This is a genomic window from Pseudomonas sp. S2_F07 (assembly GCF_054668325.1).
The window spans coordinates 6202501-6217928 of sequence record NZ_CP162758.1; the positions used below are offsets into that span (position 1 = coordinate 6202501).

Below are 15428 nucleotides of genomic sequence, written 5' to 3' on the forward strand. Positions count from 1 at the left end.
TGGAGGTATCAGAAGTGCGAATGCTGACATGAGTAACGACAATGGGTGTGAAAAACACCCACGCCGAAAGACCAAGGTTTCCTGCGCAACGTTAATCGACGCAGGGTTAGTCGGTCCCTAAGGCGAGGCTGAAAAGCGTAGTCGATGGAAAACAGGTTAATATTCCTGTACTTCTGGTTATTGCGATGGAGGGACGGAGAAGGCTAGGCCAGCTTGGCGTTGGTTGTCCAAGTTTAAGGTGGTAGGCTGGAATCTTAGGTAAATCCGGGATTCCAAGGCCGAGAGCTGATGACGAGTGTTCTTTTAGAACACGAAGTGGTTGATGCCATGCTTCCAAGAAAAGCTTCTAAGCTTCAGGTAACCAGGAACCGTACCCCAAACCGACACAGGTGGTTGGGTAGAGAATACCAAGGCGCTTGAGAGAACTCGGGTGAAGGAACTAGGCAAAATGGCACCGTAACTTCGGGAGAAGGTGCGCCGGTGAGGGTGAAGGACTTGCTCCGTAAGCCCACGCCGGTCGAAGATACCAGGCCGCTGCGACTGTTTATTAAAAACACAGCACTCTGCAAACACGAAAGTGGACGTATAGGGTGTGACGCCTGCCCGGTGCCGGAAGGTTAATTGATGGGGTTAGCTAACGCGAAGCTCTTGATCGAAGCCCCGGTAAACGGCGGCCGTAACTATAACGGTCCTAAGGTAGCGAAATTCCTTGTCGGGTAAGTTCCGACCTGCACGAATGGCGTAACGATGGCGGCGCTGTCTCCACCCGAGACTCAGTGAAATTGAAATCGCTGTGAAGATGCAGTGTATCCGCGGCTAGACGGAAAGACCCCGTGAACCTTTACTATAGCTTTGCACTGGACTTTGAATTTGCTTGTGTAGGATAGGTGGGAGGCTTTGAAGCGCGGACGCCAGTTCGCGTGGAGCCAACCTTGAAATACCACCCTGGCAACTTTGAGGTTCTAACTCAGGTCCGTTATCCGGATCGAGGACAGTGTATGGTGGGTAGTTTGACTGGGGCGGTCTCCTCCTAAAGAGTAACGGAGGAGTACGAAGGTGCGCTCAGACCGGTCGGAAATCGGTCGTAGAGTATAAAGGCAAAAGCGCGCTTGACTGCGAGACAGACACGTCGAGCAGGTACGAAAGTAGGTCTTAGTGATCCGGTGGTTCTGTATGGAAGGGCCATCGCTCAACGGATAAAAGGTACTCCGGGGATAACAGGCTGATACCGCCCAAGAGTTCATATCGACGGCGGTGTTTGGCACCTCGATGTCGGCTCATCACATCCTGGGGCTGAAGCCGGTCCCAAGGGTATGGCTGTTCGCCATTTAAAGTGGTACGCGAGCTGGGTTTAGAACGTCGTGAGACAGTTCGGTCCCTATCTGCCGTGGACGTTTGAGATTTGAGAGGGGCTGCTCCTAGTACGAGAGGACCGGAGTGGACGAACCTCTGGTGTTCCGGTTGTCACGCCAGTGGCATTGCCGGGTAGCTATGTTCGGAAAAGATAACCGCTGAAAGCATCTAAGCGGGAAACTTGCCTCAAGATGAGATCTCACTGGGACCTTGAGTCCCCTGAAGGGCCGTCGAAGACTACGACGTTGATAGGTTGGGTGTGTAAGCGCTGTGAGGCGTTGAGCTAACCAATACTAATTGCCCGTGAGGCTTGACCATATAACACCCAAGCAATTTGCTGCTCCTAGTTGAAGAAACGAAAGAGGCCAGATTGCGGTGTGTGAAGACGAAACGAACCGAAAGTTCGAGATACTCACAAAACACCAAACTATCGCATACCCAATTTGCTGAAGCGAGGCCAACCGGCCACGACTCAGTACCCGAATTTCTTGACGACCATAGAGCGTTGGAACCACCTGATCCCATCCCGAACTCAGCAGTGAAACGATGCATCGCCGATGGTAGTGTGGGGTTTCCCCATGTGAGAGTAGGTCATCGTCAAGATTAAATTCCGAAACCCCAATTGCGAAAGCAGTTGGGGTTTTGTTTTTGTCCGCAGGAAATGAAATTACTGCCCCAACCGCTCCAGCGTGTGCTCCAGGGGATCCAGTGACACACAGATAAAACCATCAAGCGGTCGATTGAGTTCCTCTACCAGCAGGATGGTTGCCCCCGTCGACAAGGCACACATCAGCAATACGGCGACAATGGTGCCGTTGCAGGGTGCAAACAGACCGAACGAGCCGAAGATAATCCCCAGCCACGTCACCAGGATCACCAGCATCACCGGTGGAATCGATTGATTGGCCTGCAACAGGGTCAGCCAGCGGGCGGCAAACACGGTGTCCATGTCTTGCAATGCCGAGGCTTTCAGCGTGCGCTGATCATCGTTGCCAGGCGTCAGTGATTCGACCTGGCGTTGCAGGCCTTCGGAGCGACGGATCATTTCGGGGCTATCGAGTTCTGCAATCTGATGGTGGTCGCGGGTCGCGAGTACTCGGGTGACTTCGGCGTAGTTGTGCTTGAGTTCGGTGCGGATGCCCTGGGTGTCGGTGCCGTAGCGGGCCAGCAAGCGGTCGAATTGAACCACTTTCGCCGCAGCGCCCTCCAGTTCGGCATTGGCCGTATCGAATGTGCCTTTGGCAGAGGAAACGAGCAGGCCGAGAACCAGCGCCGACATCGTTGCGATGAGGCCGGTGGCCAGCTTCACCACCGCCACGGAGTCGTCGCTCAGATGATGGCTCGGTAATCGCTCCCTCACGTACGAGCCCAGCAGTGCGCTGGCGGACAGACACGCGAAAACGATGAGGGCGATCACCACGTCATTCAAATTCAACCTCCGTTGACGCTGTCTTCCAGGGGAGATATCTACTGGTACTTGATCACGATGCCCTTGAGTTTGCGTCCTTCGATGGTCGTCACGTCGCGAGCCCACAGCGGCCCGCTGGCATAGGCACCCACCGCCTGAATGTGGTCATAGACCACCACCACTGCATCGCCACCGAGTTTGGCGGACTCTTCCCGCAGCTTCTGTTCGACTTCGGTAATCGGCGGGGCGGGGTCGATGCTGGCGTCGATCAACACTTCACCCAGGCGCACATGCGGACGCAGAGGCTCCGAGCGCAGCACGACTACATGGTCCGGCGATGTCGGTGCTGGATGTTCTACGCCGACATACGCGGTGGTCTGTGCGTCGACAGTGGCGCAGCCATTGAGGGTCAGCAGGCCGGTGATCAGTCCACCGGCCAGTAGCAAGCATTTGAAACGGGTGGGCCAGGACAGGTCGTGGGCCGGCATAGTGGGTTCGCTCCTCTGGTTCGCTGCTATCCATGTGGCTAGTTGACGGTAGCAGACGGGCCGGGAGTTGCCAGAACGCCCAACCTTTTCAGGTTGGGCTTTTTAGTGCCTTGAAGACGGTCAATCGACTGAGGTCTTTCACTGATCCTTTTCGCAATTGACCATCCACGACACACCAAAGCGGTCGACCAGCATGCCGAAGCGCGCCGCCCAGAACGTGGTCTCCAGTGGCATTTGCACAGAGCCACCGTTCGCCAGCGCATTGAAGACCCGCTCGGCCTCGGCAATGCTGTCGACGTTGAGTGAAATCGAACAGGCACTCATTTTATCCACGGGGCGATCCGGTGTGGTGTCCGACCCCATGATCGCCTGATCGCCCACGATCAGACGGGTATGGATGATCAGGTTGTGCAGATCCTTGGGGAAATGTTCACCAGCCGGCGTTTCGCCGAAGGTCAACATGGCTTCGATCTGACCTTGCAGGCACTGCGCGTAGAACGTGAAGGCCGCTTTGCAGTCGCCGTTGAAGATAAGGTAGGGATTGATTTTCATGGTCGGCTCCAGGTGTTCGAGTACATACATCGGTTTGGACGCCGGTTTTTTCGGCGAATTCCGATTGTGTCGAGCCGACAAGCAAAGCGCTAAATCTTTGTCGAAGCTTGTGTTTCTTTAGATGTTTTTTCAATAGGACGCGCGAGGCTTATCGCCTCCGGCACGCGCCGTGGCGCCAGCACACGTTCGATGGCACCGCTGACCATGCTCTCGAGCAGCTCATCACGTTCCTGCTCGTCCAGCACATGTGGCGTCAGCCAGCTGGGAGCGCTGTTGAGCAGGGCGCCAATGGCATGCCCGGCCGCCAGCTGACCTTGCTCGCTGAAACGCGACTTCGCGCCCAGCATCCTCAGCAACGTGCGTTCGTATTGCTCGCGCAATTGCCGGACCCGAGCCTGCTGCTCTTCGTTCAGGCAACCGCTGTCGCGCTCCACCAGGCGGAAATGCCAAGGCATCTCCCGATACAGGTTCAGATGGGCGCGGATCAGGCTGTTGAGCTTGTCGCGCTTGCCCGGGGCTTTTTGCTGGATACGTCCCAGGGTAGCCAGCAGTTCCTCGTAGAATTCCTCGATCAGGTCGAGCAGCAGATGCTGTTTGCTGGGGTAATGGTGATACAGCGAGCCCGGGGAGAGCCCCAGGCACGTCGCGAGCTCGCGCATGCCGACCTGGCCGAACCCCTTGCAGGCAAACAGCTCCAGGACCTTGTCCCGGTACTCGGCAAAGCGCGAGCAACGCTCAGGCATAGGCATGGAAGCCGCGCCCCGTTTTGCGTCCCAGGTAACCGGCGGCGACCATTTCCTTGAGCAGTGGCGCCGGGCGATATTTGCTGTCGTTGAAACCGTCATAGAAGGCTTCGAGGATCGACAACAGGGTGTCCAGGCCGATCAGGTCCGCCAGGGCCAATGGGCCGATAGGCTGGTTGCAGCCCAGGCGCATGCCGGCGTCGATGTCTTCGGCGCTGGCCAGGCCTTCCTGGAACACCAGGATCGCTTCGTTGATCATCGGCACCAGGATCCGGTTGACCACGAATCCCGGACGGTTACCCGCCGTAATCGCGGTTTTGCCTAGAGTGGTCGCCATGTCCAGCGCCAGTTGGTGGGTCACGTCACTGGTTTGCAGGCCACGGATGACTTCGATCAGGCCCATCACCGGCACCGGGTTGAAGAAATGCAGGCCGATGAAGCGCTCAGGCTGGCTGACACTGGCGGCGAGTTGGGTGATCGACAGCGACGAGGTATTGGAGGCAATGACGCATTCGTTGCTGACCTGCGCGGCGATCTGTTGCAGCACACGCAGTTTCAGGTCCAGATTTTCAGTGGCCGCTTCGATGACCAGTTGCGCGTCACCCAGGACGCTGTAATCGGTGCTGATGCGAATTTTGTCGAGGGTGGCCTGTTTCTGCTCCACCGTCAGGGTTTGCCTGGCGATCTGCCGGTCCAGGTTTTTACCGACCGTTGCGACGGCTTTTTGCAAAGCGCTTTCGGATATGTCCAGCAAGGTCACGTTGAAACCGGCCATGGCGCAGACTTGCGCGATACCGTTGCCCATGGTGCCCGCACCGATCACTCCGATGTTTTGCAGATTCATCTTCCCATCCTTCGATCAAACCCTGCGATACCTTGGCCGCGACGGCGGCCGAAGGCGTACTATTGCCGCGAGTCTAGAGCCGGCAGGGCGGTTGTCCTATGCCAAAACTGTTCAACGGCACTGATGTTTTTTGCCATTCGGGTGATGAGAGAGAAGCGAACCAATGCGGGAAAAGGACTCGGTTGCCGCCTATTTCGTGCAGGCAATGATCCATGGGCTGAGGGATGATCCGCAGCGCGTGACGGCCGTGCTCGAACAGGCGGGCATTGATCCGGCGGTCATGCACCAACCCACGGCGCGGGTGCCGGCCAACGCGTTTGCGGCGTTGTGGCTGATCCAGATCCGCGAGCTCGACGATGAGTTTTTCGGGCTCGACTCCCATGGCATGCCGCCGGGCAGTTTCGCCCTGATTTGCCGTGCCCTGATTCAGGAGCCCGATCTGCACAAGGCCATGCGTCAATGCCTGGCCAACTTCGGCTTGTTCCTGCGAGACTTTCGCGGCTCGCTCGCGGTGCGTGGCAAGCGTGCGGTGATCAGCCTTGAAACCCGCTCGACGGACAACGACGCCAGCCGGTTTGGTGAAGAAACCTTCCTGGTGTTGATGATCAGTCTGCTGTGCTGGCTGGGCGGGCGGCGCATTCCCATTGATCGTGCGGACTTCCGCCATTCGCGCCTGTCGCTGGGTGACGACCGCCTGCTTTGGGGCCCCAACCTGACCTTTGGTGCCGAGCGCACCGAAATCGAATTTGCCAGTCACTACTTGCGCCTGCCAGTGGCTCAAGACCTGGCGTCGCTGAAAGTGTTCCTGCGTACAGCGCCACAATGGCTGGTGATCCGCTTCCGTAACCAGCACGGACTGGCATCCCAGGTCCATCAGCGCTTGCGCGGCAGTCATTACAGCGAGTGGCCGACGTTGCAGGCCTTTGCCCTGGAACAGCACCTGAGCCCCAGCACCTTCCGCCGCAAACTGGAGCGTGAAGGCTGTTCCTATCAGGAAATCAAGGACGAAGTACGCCGAGGCGTGGCCTTTGAACAACTGCGTCAGAGCGATGCGAGCATCAGCGATATCGCCGAGCAACTGGGGTTCCAGGAACCCAGCGCCTTCCATCGGGCGTTCAAGAAGTGGACCGGGGAAAGCCCCGGGCGCTATCGCGCCCGTTATCAGGGGGAGCAGGGCGCAGGGGCCGCCATCCTTCAGGAACCCTGCGAGCCCTGAGCCATTGTCGGTCCGGTAGCAGGACTTCAGGGCCACCGGGTTCGGTGATTTCGATCAGGGTCATGGTCTGCGGGAGTGTCATTTCATTTACCTGCATTGAGCGTCAAGGATTCGGTCGAGCGACTGAGCAGTCGGCTGCCCAGTTCCAGCAACAGCGCTACAACGATGGCGCCGGCGGCAATCACGAACATCAAGGCATGATGGCCGCCACTGGCGTTGAACAGCACCGAGTAAGCGAACCCCGAGAGCGCCTGGAAAGTAGCGAACGACACGGTGGCGCGACTCCAGGCAACCTGTTGCTGATGATGCCCGGGGATCAGTTCATGCACCCGCGCCAACGCCAGCGGCACGATGCCTGGGGGGAAGGAGCCGAGGATCACCGCCAGTAAAGCCAGCGCCACGAACGAACTGCTGATCGATAAAAGGCCGACTGCCAGCGCCTGCAGCACCAGCACGATGCGGATACCGGTTTTCGCGCCCAGATGGTCTGCCAGAAAGCCGTAGCTCACCGGCCCGATAATCGCGCCCAGGCCGTACATCACCCAGATCAGCGCGCCGACATGTGCCCCGGCATTGAGCCCACGGGCGACGTAATCCACCAGGAACACCATGGCCGGCACCAACCCGGCCGCCATGAATGCGTATTGGGCGAACAGCAGGTAAACGTTCGGGTCGGTGGGGGACGACGGTGCATTCGACGGCGTTGCGGTAGTCGGGTGCGCAGTTGTCGGCCAGCCAAACCAACTGGCAGCCGTGAGGATCAAGGCCAGCAGGCCCAGGCCGAACCAGGTTTGCTGCAAGCCGAGGCTCAGCAGTGGCGGTACGATCGTCCCCGACCCGGCGATGCCCAGGCCGATACCCAGGAATATCGCGCCGCTGGCCAGGCCTTTGCGGGCCGCCGGGACCCGGGGCAATACGGTGGCCGCCACCAACACCATGATCGCGCCACCGGCAATCCCCGACAGCAGGCGCCAGCCGAAGAACCAACTCACCGACAACGGAAAGCCACAGGCGAAAAACGCCAGGGTCACCGCCAGCATCATCAGGCGCAGGGCGGTCTTGTTCGAGGTCCGGCGTGCCAGGGGATGGCCGATCAGTGCGCCGATCAGGTACCCCACCAGATTGGCGGCGCCGAGGTACACCACGTCACTGGCGGAAAACCAGTGGGCCTGGATCAGCGAGGGAATCAGTGGCGTGTAGGCGAAGCGCGCCAGGCCGATGCTGACCAGGCTGGCGCAGAGGCCGGCGAAGATCGGCAGCCAGATCGCGCCGGGCGCCGGGGTAAGGGGAGGCGATGAACTGTGCATGTGCATTGTCCTGTAGGGTCACTCTGGCCTTCAGCATATCGAGGTTTTACGAAGCATTAATGCAGCGATTACGCGCTATGCTGATGCGTAATTGCATCGTCAGGAGAACGTGATGAATTGGGATGACGCCCGGGTATTTCTCGCGGTTTGCCGCGAATCCACGTTGCGTGGTGCGGCGCGGGTGTTGGGGGTCGACCAGGCCACGGTCGGCCGGCGCATCACGGCGCTGGAAAAGTCATTGAGTGCGACCTTGTTCCTGCGCACATCCGAAGGTTATGCGCTGACGGCTGTCGGCGAAGCGGCACTCAAGGCCGTGGAGAAAATGGAGCATTCGGCGCTGGAGCTGGAGCGCCAGATCCAGGGCCTGGACGATCGCTTGACCGGCACGGTTCGGGTCAGTACCACCGACTCCCTGGCGATTGATTTCCTGATCCCGGCGATTGCCCGTTTGCATCGGCAACACCCGGATGTACGGGTGCAACTGGACGCCACCACGCAGATTCTCAGCCTGGCAAAACGCGAAGCGGACATCGCCGTACGCAACACCCGGCCGGAAAACCCTGACCTGATTGCCCGGCGTATCGCCCGTTGGCCGGTAGGGCTGTTTGCCTCGCAAGCCTATGTCGACGCCCACGGCGTGCCGGAGCCGGACTCGGCGTTCGCCGGGCATGACCTGGTGGTGTATCAGCCGTACTTGCAGGGCAACAAGGACCTGACGCTGGTCTCGGAACCGGTGGCGCGCGGGCGGATTGTCGCGAGCCTCAGTTCCAGCCTGCTGGTGCGTCGGTCGATTGCGGCGGGGATCGGAGTCGGAGAGATTCCGGTGTACATCGGGGAGAAGGAGGGGTTGGTCAGGTTGTGGCCGGAACGCTCGCGTCCGATGCCCTATGACATCTGGCTGGTGACCCACGCGGACCTGCGGCATACGGCCAGGGTCCGGGCGGTGATCGATGAGATTGTCGCGGGGTTCGCCGGGACCGGCGAGTAATTCCAGGTGGCACAAATCCTGTGGGAGCGAGCAGGCTCGCTCCCACAAAGGTGTTATGGCATTTGCGGCAGTTCCTGTGGGCGCAGGTCGAACACCAGCACTTCAGCATCCACGCCGTTGCTCAAGGTCAGCATCTGTTCATCACGAACCCGCACACCGTCGCCTTCCTGCAACAGCACACCGTTGAGTTCGACGCTGCCCCGGGCCACGTGCACATACGCGTAGCGGTTGGCGGCGAGCTCCAGGGTGGCGCTTTCCTTGCCGTCGATCAGGCCGGCATACACCCGTGCATCCTGACGCACCTTGAGCGAACCCTTGGCACCGTCCGGCGAGATGATCAGTTGCAGGCGTCCGCGTTTCTTCTGGGTGCTGAAATGCTCTTGCTGATAACGCGGTTTGGCGCCGCTGACGTCGGGCACGATCCAGATCTGCAGAAAGTGCACCGCCCGGGTGCTCGAGTGGTTGAACTCACTGTGAGCCACGCCGCTGCCTGCGCTCATCAGTTGCACGTCGCCGGGGCGGATCACCGAACCGGTGCCCAGGGTGTCCTTGTGTTCCAGGGCACCTTCAAGCACATAGGAGAAAATCTCCATGTCGCGGTGCGGGTGCTGGCCGAAGCCTTTGCCGGCGGCCACACGGTCGTCGTTGATCACCAACAGGTCGGAAAAGCCCTGCTCTTTCGGGTTGCGATAGCTGGCGAAGGAAAAGGTATGGAACGACTTCAACCAGCCGTGATTGGCCAGGCCACGATCCGAGGCTTTGCGAAGAGTCAGCATGATGAAATCTCCTGTGGGGACGTGAATTCGTCCGAGTGAGGAGAAGGTTAATGGTTACTGGCTGGTGCAATAAGTAGATGAAAATTGAAATACTGTCTCGAACAGGTTGACAGTTTATGAGGGCGAATCAGCTATTCTTTTCCAACCTTTACGTTGTACTTAGCCATAATGCATGGCAAGAATCCTGTGGGAGCGGCGGTGCGACGATTCGACTTGCTCGCGAAGGCGTCGTGTCAGGCTAAATGATGGTGAATGACACACTGCCTTCGCGAGCAAGCCCGCTCCCACAAGGATTGGTGTGCCGACCCTATTGATCCCAGTGAATTCCAATCCATGAAAACCGTGGCAATGGTGCTGTTTCCCGACTTTCTCCTGCTCGACATGGCCGGACCCATGGAAGTGTTTTCCATCGCCAATCGATACCTGAAACCCGACGATCACTACGTGCTGTCGACCATCGGCACCGAGCCCGGCGCATTGCGGGCGTCCAATGGCGTGAGCGTGCACGCCGACCGGCACATCGACCAGGCCTGCGAGGGTTTTGATTTGCTGTTGGTGCCCGGTGGTCCCGGTGCCTACAACGAAAGGCATCCGCCATTGCTCGACTGGCTCCGGCACAACGTCAGCCGGTCCGCCGCTTTTGGCTCGATCTGCACCGGGGCGTTCGTGTTGGGGCATGCGGGTTTGCTCGACGGCTATCGCGTCACCACCCACTGGCACTACACCGAGCGGCTGATCAAGGGCTTTCCGAAGGCGACCGTCGAGACCGATCAGATCTTCGTCCAGGACCGCAACCTGATCACGTCCGGTGGCGTCACCGCGGGGATCGACCTGGCCTTGTCGGTGGTAGCCCAGGACCACGGCAAGAAAGTCGCCCAGGACGTGGCCAAGGTGTTGCTGGTGGTCATGAAACGCCAGGGTGGGCAGGCGCAGTTCAGCCCGTTGATGGCGGCGGTGGCCCCTCATGAAACGGCGATTACCCGAGTGCAGAACCATGTGCTCGAACATCTGGATGAGACCTACAGCATCGAACGCATGGCCGGTCTGGCCAACATGAGCCCGCGTCATTTCGCCAGGGTGTTCGCCCGGGAAGTGAACATGACGCCGATGGAGTTTCTGCAAAGCGCACGCATCGACTGCGCCAGGAACCTGTTGGAAACCAGCGAGTTGCCGCTCAAGACCGTGGCCTTCAAAAGCGGCTTCGGCAGCGTGCGGCACATGCGTTTTCTGTTCAGTGAGAAACTCGGCCTGACCCCGACCCAATACCGCGAGCAGTTCAGCTAGCGCGCGTGTCCGTCATGCGCACCGCAATGGCCGTGACGCTCCCTCCGTGGCAGTTGTACCGTCACCGAGGCCTGCCAAGATACCGCTGAACTCATTGCAAGGACGGTGCGGAGCCTGGGCTGGAAACCAGGATTGCCGCGGGTGACAGCCCATGAACAGCCTCAGAGATTTGAACAGCGAAGCGGTGCTGCAATTCGGACCCTACGCTTTCCACCTCAGTCAGCGACTGGTGCTGCAGGGCGATCGACCGCTGCGCCTGGGCGGCCGCGCCCTTGACGTGTTGCAGGTGCTGGTCGAGCACGCAGGCTCGGTGGTCAGCAAGCAAGAGTTGATTGCGCAGGTCTGGCCGTGCTCCGTGGTCGAAGAGATCAACCTGCGGGTGCACATTGCCGCCCTGCGCCGCGCCTTGGGCGACGGGCAGAACGGCCAGTGCTACATCGTCAATATTCCCCAGCGCGGCTACAGTTTTGTCGCCTCGGTACAGCATTCGCCGCAGCCCGTAGCGTTCCCGAGCGAGACCTTGAAAAAGCCCCTGCACAACTTGCCGGCGCGGCTCACGCCGATCACCGGGCGCGATGCGGTTGTCGGCAGCCTCGTGCGGCAGTTGCCGGTGCGCCGATTCATGACCCTGGCCGGGCCTTGCGGGATCGGCAAGACCACCGTGGCGCTGCGCGTGGCCGAACTGTTGTTGGAGCACTATCGGCACGGTGTGTGGCTGGTCGACCTGGCGGCGATCGAAGACCCGGCGCACGTGACCGATCACCTCACACAAACCCTTGGGCTGGAAGTCGGTACCACGCTGGAGGCGCTGGCGCAGCGGCATGCCTTGTTGGTCCTGGACAACTGCGAACACCTGCTCGAACGCTGCCGGACGTTGATCGAGACGCTGCTGGCTGCGCTGCCGCGACTGTCGATCCTCGCCACCAGCCGCGAGCCGCTCAAGGCAGCGGGCGAAACCGTCATGCGTCTGCCACCGCTGGCGGTGCCGCCGGCGTCCGCGCTGCGCAGTGTTGCCGAGGTCATGGGCTATTCGGCGGTGCAGTTGCTCGTCAGCCGTGCCCGAACTCGTCAGCAAGGGTTCACCCTGCGTGAGCAAGACCTCAAGACCGTACGGGAAATCTGCCGACGCCTCGATGGCCTGCCGCTGGCGATTGAGTTGGCGGCGGCGCAAATCGATGCGCTGGCGCTGGTGGGGTTGCAAGCGCAACTCGATAACTGTTTTCAGTTGCTGTCCCAGGGTCGCCGCACGGCCGTGCCCCGGCACCAGACGCTCAAGGCTGCGCTGGACTGGAGCTACGAACGGTTGACTGCCGTAGAGCAAACCGTGCTGCAGCGACTGGCGGTGTTCAAGATGGCTTTTACCCAGGATGCCGCGATAGGGGTGATCAGCTGCGACGCGTTGCCGGTCGCCGAACTGATCGAGGTGCTGGACAACCTCACACTCAAATCACTGCTGTCCCAGGAGCAGGGCGGTGGTGTGACCCGTTACCGATTCCTCAACACCACCCGCACCTACGCCCTGGAAAAACTCGAACACAGTGGTGAGTTGCGCGCCCTTGAAACGCGTTATGCCGGTTACGTCAGTCAAACGAGCCGGCCTTCAGGCGGGCAGGTGGCATTGCAACTCGTCGAGTAGCCGGCGAACGGACATCAAGTCGGGCGTGGCGAAACCTTCGGTGTAGCGCTGGTAGATCGGGGCCAGCAGGTCATACGCCCTTTGGCTGTGTCCCTGACGCTGCCACAGTTGCGCCAGCGAGGTGGCGCTACGCAGCTCCCAGGCCAGGGCACCCTGGGTCTTTGCCACGTTGAGTGCCTTGAGCAGCACGGTTTCTGCCGTCGCGGCTTTGACCGGGCAATCCGTTGCCAGCAACGTGCTGGCCCAGGCCCGCAGAATCTCCGCCGTGCTCCAGTCCGAAACACCGCTTTGCGCACGTTCGAGCAGATCATGGTCGACACAGGTTGAATCCAGCGTGACCATGATGTCCTTGATCAAACCGACGCTTTGTCGACCGATGGGCTGCACCTCGGTGCCGCCGATCACCCGCGCGTAGTGTTGCGCCCAGTCATGGAACAGCAGCACCGAGTGTTTCTGCGCCTGTTGCAGCAGCAGGCGCAGGAGTTCGCGGGCGCTGCGGGTGTCGCCGTTGTAGTGGGCGATCAGGCAGCCGGCGAGCGCCAGGGTGTAGCAGATCGACGTGCCGTGGTTGATCTGGAGCGCGATGTCCAGTGCCTGCCGGGCTGCGCGCCAGGCCTGTTCCGGTTGGCCTTGCAGCCAGAGGATGCGTGCGTGGATGGTCAGCGCCGCGACGCTCTGGTCGTATTGCACGCCGAAGCCATGGGTGAAACGGTTGAGATGACCGCTCTGGGCCATGCGTTGCAGCACCTGTTCGGCATGCTCGCCGGCTTGTTGCTGATCGCCGCAGAAGTGCAGGGCGAGCACCCGCAAACGATGCATGCTCAGGGACATCAGGGCGTCGTCATGCAGCCCCAGCCGATCGAATTGCCGGCTCTGTTCCAGGGCCATCTGGTATTGGCCGCAACTGAGATTGACCGTCAGGTGTCCGGAAATCGCCCGCAACTGACCGGCCACATCATTGAGTCGGCTGGCCAGGACTCTGGCACTGACAAACGCGCCAATGGTTTCGGCGCTGGCGCCTTGAGCGTGATAACAGGCACTGCCCAGGGCCAGCTTGAGAGCCATCTGCAAGCGCGGGCAAGGTTGGGCAGACTGTTCGAGCAGGGCCAGCGCCTTGCGCACATAACCGCCGTGTTCCTTGAGCAGTGACAGCTCCTGCCACAGGGGCGTGGACGCCGCGGCCAGGCGTATCGCCAGTGCCTGCGGCCCTTGCGCGTGCAAACCCCAATCGAGGGCCGCGCGGATGTCCTCCAGGGCCCGACCATAGCGTTCGAGCCACAGGCCGGTCGGGGTTTTCTCCCAGTCGTCCTGCGCCTGTTGCATCAGCGCCAGGCAACGTTCGGCATGCCGCTCCCGAGTGCCGGGCAGGTCGGTGGTTTGCCCGAGTTTTTCCAGGGCATAGCTGCGGGTGGTGTCGAGCTGGCGGTAGAAGACATCCTCGTCGCCCACCTCGACGTTCAACAGGGACTTGGCGACCAGTTGGGTGATCGAGCCGAACACTTCGCGGGGTTCGATGTGTTCGCCGACAATCACCGCCGCTGCCGACTCCAGGGTGAAGCTGCCGCGAAACACACTGAGTCGGCGCAGGCAGGTCTTTTCGCAGGCGCTGAGCAGCTCGAAGCTCCAGTCCAGTGTCGCGCGCAGGGTCTGATGGCGTGCCAGGGGCGTCTGGCAGGGCTGGGTCAACACCCGAAAGCTGCTTTGCAGTTGCGCCAGCAAGCCGGGCAATCCGAAGTTGCCCACCTGCGCCGCCGCCAGTTCGATGGCCAGTGGAATGCCATCCAGTCGGTGGCAGATCTCGATCAACAGCGGCAGCTCATCGTCCGTCAGTTCAAAGCTGTCATGGCTGGCCATGGCCCGCTCGACAAACAGTTGCAGGGCGGAAAAGGTCATGGCCTGGGCGCGGTCGAGGACGGCGATGGGCGGCGGGCAGTCGAGTGATTCCAGGCGCTGGACGAATTCCCCTTCGGCCCGCAGGCTCTCGCGGCTGGTGGCGAGAATATGCACGTGCGGCGCACTGCGCAGAATGTTTTCGCAGAGCTGGGCGATGGCGTCGACCAGGTGTTCGCAGTTGTCGATGACCAACAGCATTCGCCTGTCGCGCAGACAGTCGGCAAGACCGCCCAGGGGCTGGTCGTCGTGCAGGGCCAGTTCGAGCAATGTCGCCAGGTGGCCGTCGATCATCAGCGGGCAGTTGATCGGGGCCAGGTCCAGCAGGCGAATGCCGTCCGGGTAACGACCGATCATTTGCTCGGCGACTCGCAAGGCCACGGTGGTCTTGCCGATGCCGCCGGGGCCGACGAGGGTGATGAAGCGCTGGCGTGGCAGTTGCACCACCAGATTGTCGACCAGCGTCCGCCGGCCGATCATGCGCGTGCGACGCACCGGCAGGTTATGCCGGCCCGGTGTGGGGGCGGTGGGCGCCGACAGTTGCTCGGCCTGGTCCAGTGAGTGCGGTGCGACGAAGCTGTACCCGCGCTGGGCCACGGTGACGATGTAGCGCTGGCCGGCCTGACCGTCGCCGAGCGCCTTGCGCAACGCGGCCATGTGCACCCGCAGGTTGATGTCTTCGACCACGCTGTTGGGCCAGACCCGAGCGATCAGTTGCTGCTTGCTGACCACGTTGCCGGCGTGCTCAAGCAGGATCAACAGGATGTCCATGGCGCGTCGGCCCAGGCGTAGAGGCTGGTCGGCCTCCATCACCAGGCGTTGGTCGGGGTAGACCCGGTAGGGACCGAAATGCACAGCCTGTTCGGGGGAAAGGGTCAACGAGTCGCTCCTGCTGCATCCGTCTAGTACGCGGTTTTCGAGCATATTCCTCAGGTTTGTTACA

General features: G+C 60.7%; 12 protein-coding genes and 2 rRNA genes (1 of these 14 running past the window's edge). 6 read left to right on the plus strand and 8 right to left on the minus strand.

The genetic code is table 11. The annotated features are described in order from the left end of the window. Both AB4O40_RS28225 and rrf read left to right on the plus strand, forming a co-directional pair. Nucleotides 1-1671, plus strand: a 23S ribosomal RNA gene (locus AB4O40_RS28225); it begins 1223 nt to the left of the window's first position. Between the two features lie 169 nt (nucleotides 1672-1840). Continuing rightward, nucleotides 1841-1956, plus strand: a 5S ribosomal RNA gene (rrf, locus tag AB4O40_RS28230). A gap of 64 nt (nucleotides 1957-2020) precedes the next feature. Here rrf and AB4O40_RS28235 read toward each other — a convergent pair. From AB4O40_RS28235 to AB4O40_RS28255, 5 genes are all read right to left on the minus strand, one after another. Then, nucleotides 2021-2773 carry a bestrophin-like domain gene (locus tag AB4O40_RS28235; protein ID WP_223542235.1) on the minus strand — a complete coding sequence of 251 codons (753 nt, stop codon included), beginning with the start codon at nucleotides 2771-2773 and terminating at the stop codon, nucleotides 2021-2023. A 47-nt stretch (nucleotides 2774-2820) separates the two neighbouring features. After that, on the minus strand, nucleotides 2821-3249 hold the full coding sequence (locus AB4O40_RS28240; protein ID WP_056723439.1) for a hypothetical protein: 429 nt from the start codon (nucleotides 3247-3249) through the stop codon (nucleotides 2821-2823). 138 nt (nucleotides 3250-3387) lie between these two features. Next, the gene (locus AB4O40_RS28245; protein WP_056723442.1) at nucleotides 3388-3801 is read right to left on the minus strand and encodes a VOC family protein; all 414 of its coding nucleotides are present in this window, start codon (nucleotides 3799-3801) and stop codon (nucleotides 3388-3390) included. An 89-nt stretch (nucleotides 3802-3890) separates the two neighbouring features. After that, complete coding sequence (locus tag AB4O40_RS28250) at nucleotides 3891-4550, minus strand: TetR/AcrR family transcriptional regulator (RefSeq protein WP_056723444.1); 660 nt, start codon at nucleotides 4548-4550, stop codon at nucleotides 3891-3893. Further along, nucleotides 4537-5388: a 3-hydroxybutyryl-CoA dehydrogenase gene (locus AB4O40_RS28255; protein WP_056723446.1), complete on the minus strand. Its 852-nt coding sequence runs from the start codon at nucleotides 5386-5388 to the stop codon at nucleotides 4537-4539. The genes AB4O40_RS28250 and AB4O40_RS28255 overlap by 14 nt, the downstream gene beginning before the upstream one ends. Before the next feature lie 163 nt (nucleotides 5389-5551). On the opposite strand from AB4O40_RS28255, the gene AB4O40_RS28260 reads away from it, so the two are divergent. Continuing rightward, nucleotides 5552-6604, plus strand: coding sequence for an AraC family transcriptional regulator (locus AB4O40_RS28260; protein WP_056723448.1), 1053 nt, complete (start codon nucleotides 5552-5554; stop codon nucleotides 6602-6604). Between the two features lie 83 nt (nucleotides 6605-6687). Here the strand turns inward: AB4O40_RS28260 and AB4O40_RS28265 are convergent, their stop codons facing one another. Beyond that, nucleotides 6688-7911, minus strand: a complete 1224-nt coding sequence (locus AB4O40_RS28265; RefSeq protein WP_409079460.1) for a YbfB/YjiJ family MFS transporter — start codon at nucleotides 7909-7911, stop codon at nucleotides 6688-6690. A 112-nt stretch (nucleotides 7912-8023) separates the two neighbouring features. On the opposite strand from AB4O40_RS28265, the gene AB4O40_RS28270 reads away from it, so the two are divergent. Beyond that, nucleotides 8024-8899, plus strand: a complete 876-nt coding sequence (locus AB4O40_RS28270) for a LysR family transcriptional regulator (RefSeq protein ID WP_460056954.1) — start codon at nucleotides 8024-8026, stop codon at nucleotides 8897-8899. Nucleotides 8900-8952: 53 nt separating this feature from the next. Here AB4O40_RS28270 and AB4O40_RS28275 read toward each other — a convergent pair whose 3' ends face one another. Further along, nucleotides 8953-9675, minus strand: a complete 723-nt coding sequence (locus AB4O40_RS28275) for a pirin family protein (protein WP_409079459.1) — start codon at nucleotides 9673-9675, stop codon at nucleotides 8953-8955. Nucleotides 9676-10008: 333 nt separating this feature from the next. On the opposite strand from AB4O40_RS28275, the gene AB4O40_RS28280 reads away from it, so the two are divergent. Both AB4O40_RS28280 and AB4O40_RS28285 read left to right on the plus strand, forming a co-directional pair. Further along, nucleotides 10009-10959 carry a GlxA family transcriptional regulator gene (locus tag AB4O40_RS28280; protein ID WP_056723455.1) on the plus strand — a complete coding sequence of 317 codons (951 nt, stop codon included), beginning with the start codon at nucleotides 10009-10011 and terminating at the stop codon, nucleotides 10957-10959. 151 nt (nucleotides 10960-11110) lie between these two features. Then, entirely contained in the window at nucleotides 11111-12595 is a 1485-nt protein-coding gene (locus AB4O40_RS28285) for an ATP-binding protein (protein ID WP_460056950.1), read from the plus strand. Here the strand turns inward: AB4O40_RS28285 and AB4O40_RS28290 are convergent. Continuing rightward, nucleotides 12560-15364, minus strand: coding sequence for an ATP-binding protein (locus AB4O40_RS28290; protein ID WP_223542231.1), 2805 nt, complete (start codon nucleotides 15362-15364; stop codon nucleotides 12560-12562). The two genes, AB4O40_RS28285 and AB4O40_RS28290, sit on opposite strands and share 36 nt — an antisense overlap. Nucleotides 15365-15428: the final 64 nt, after the last annotated feature.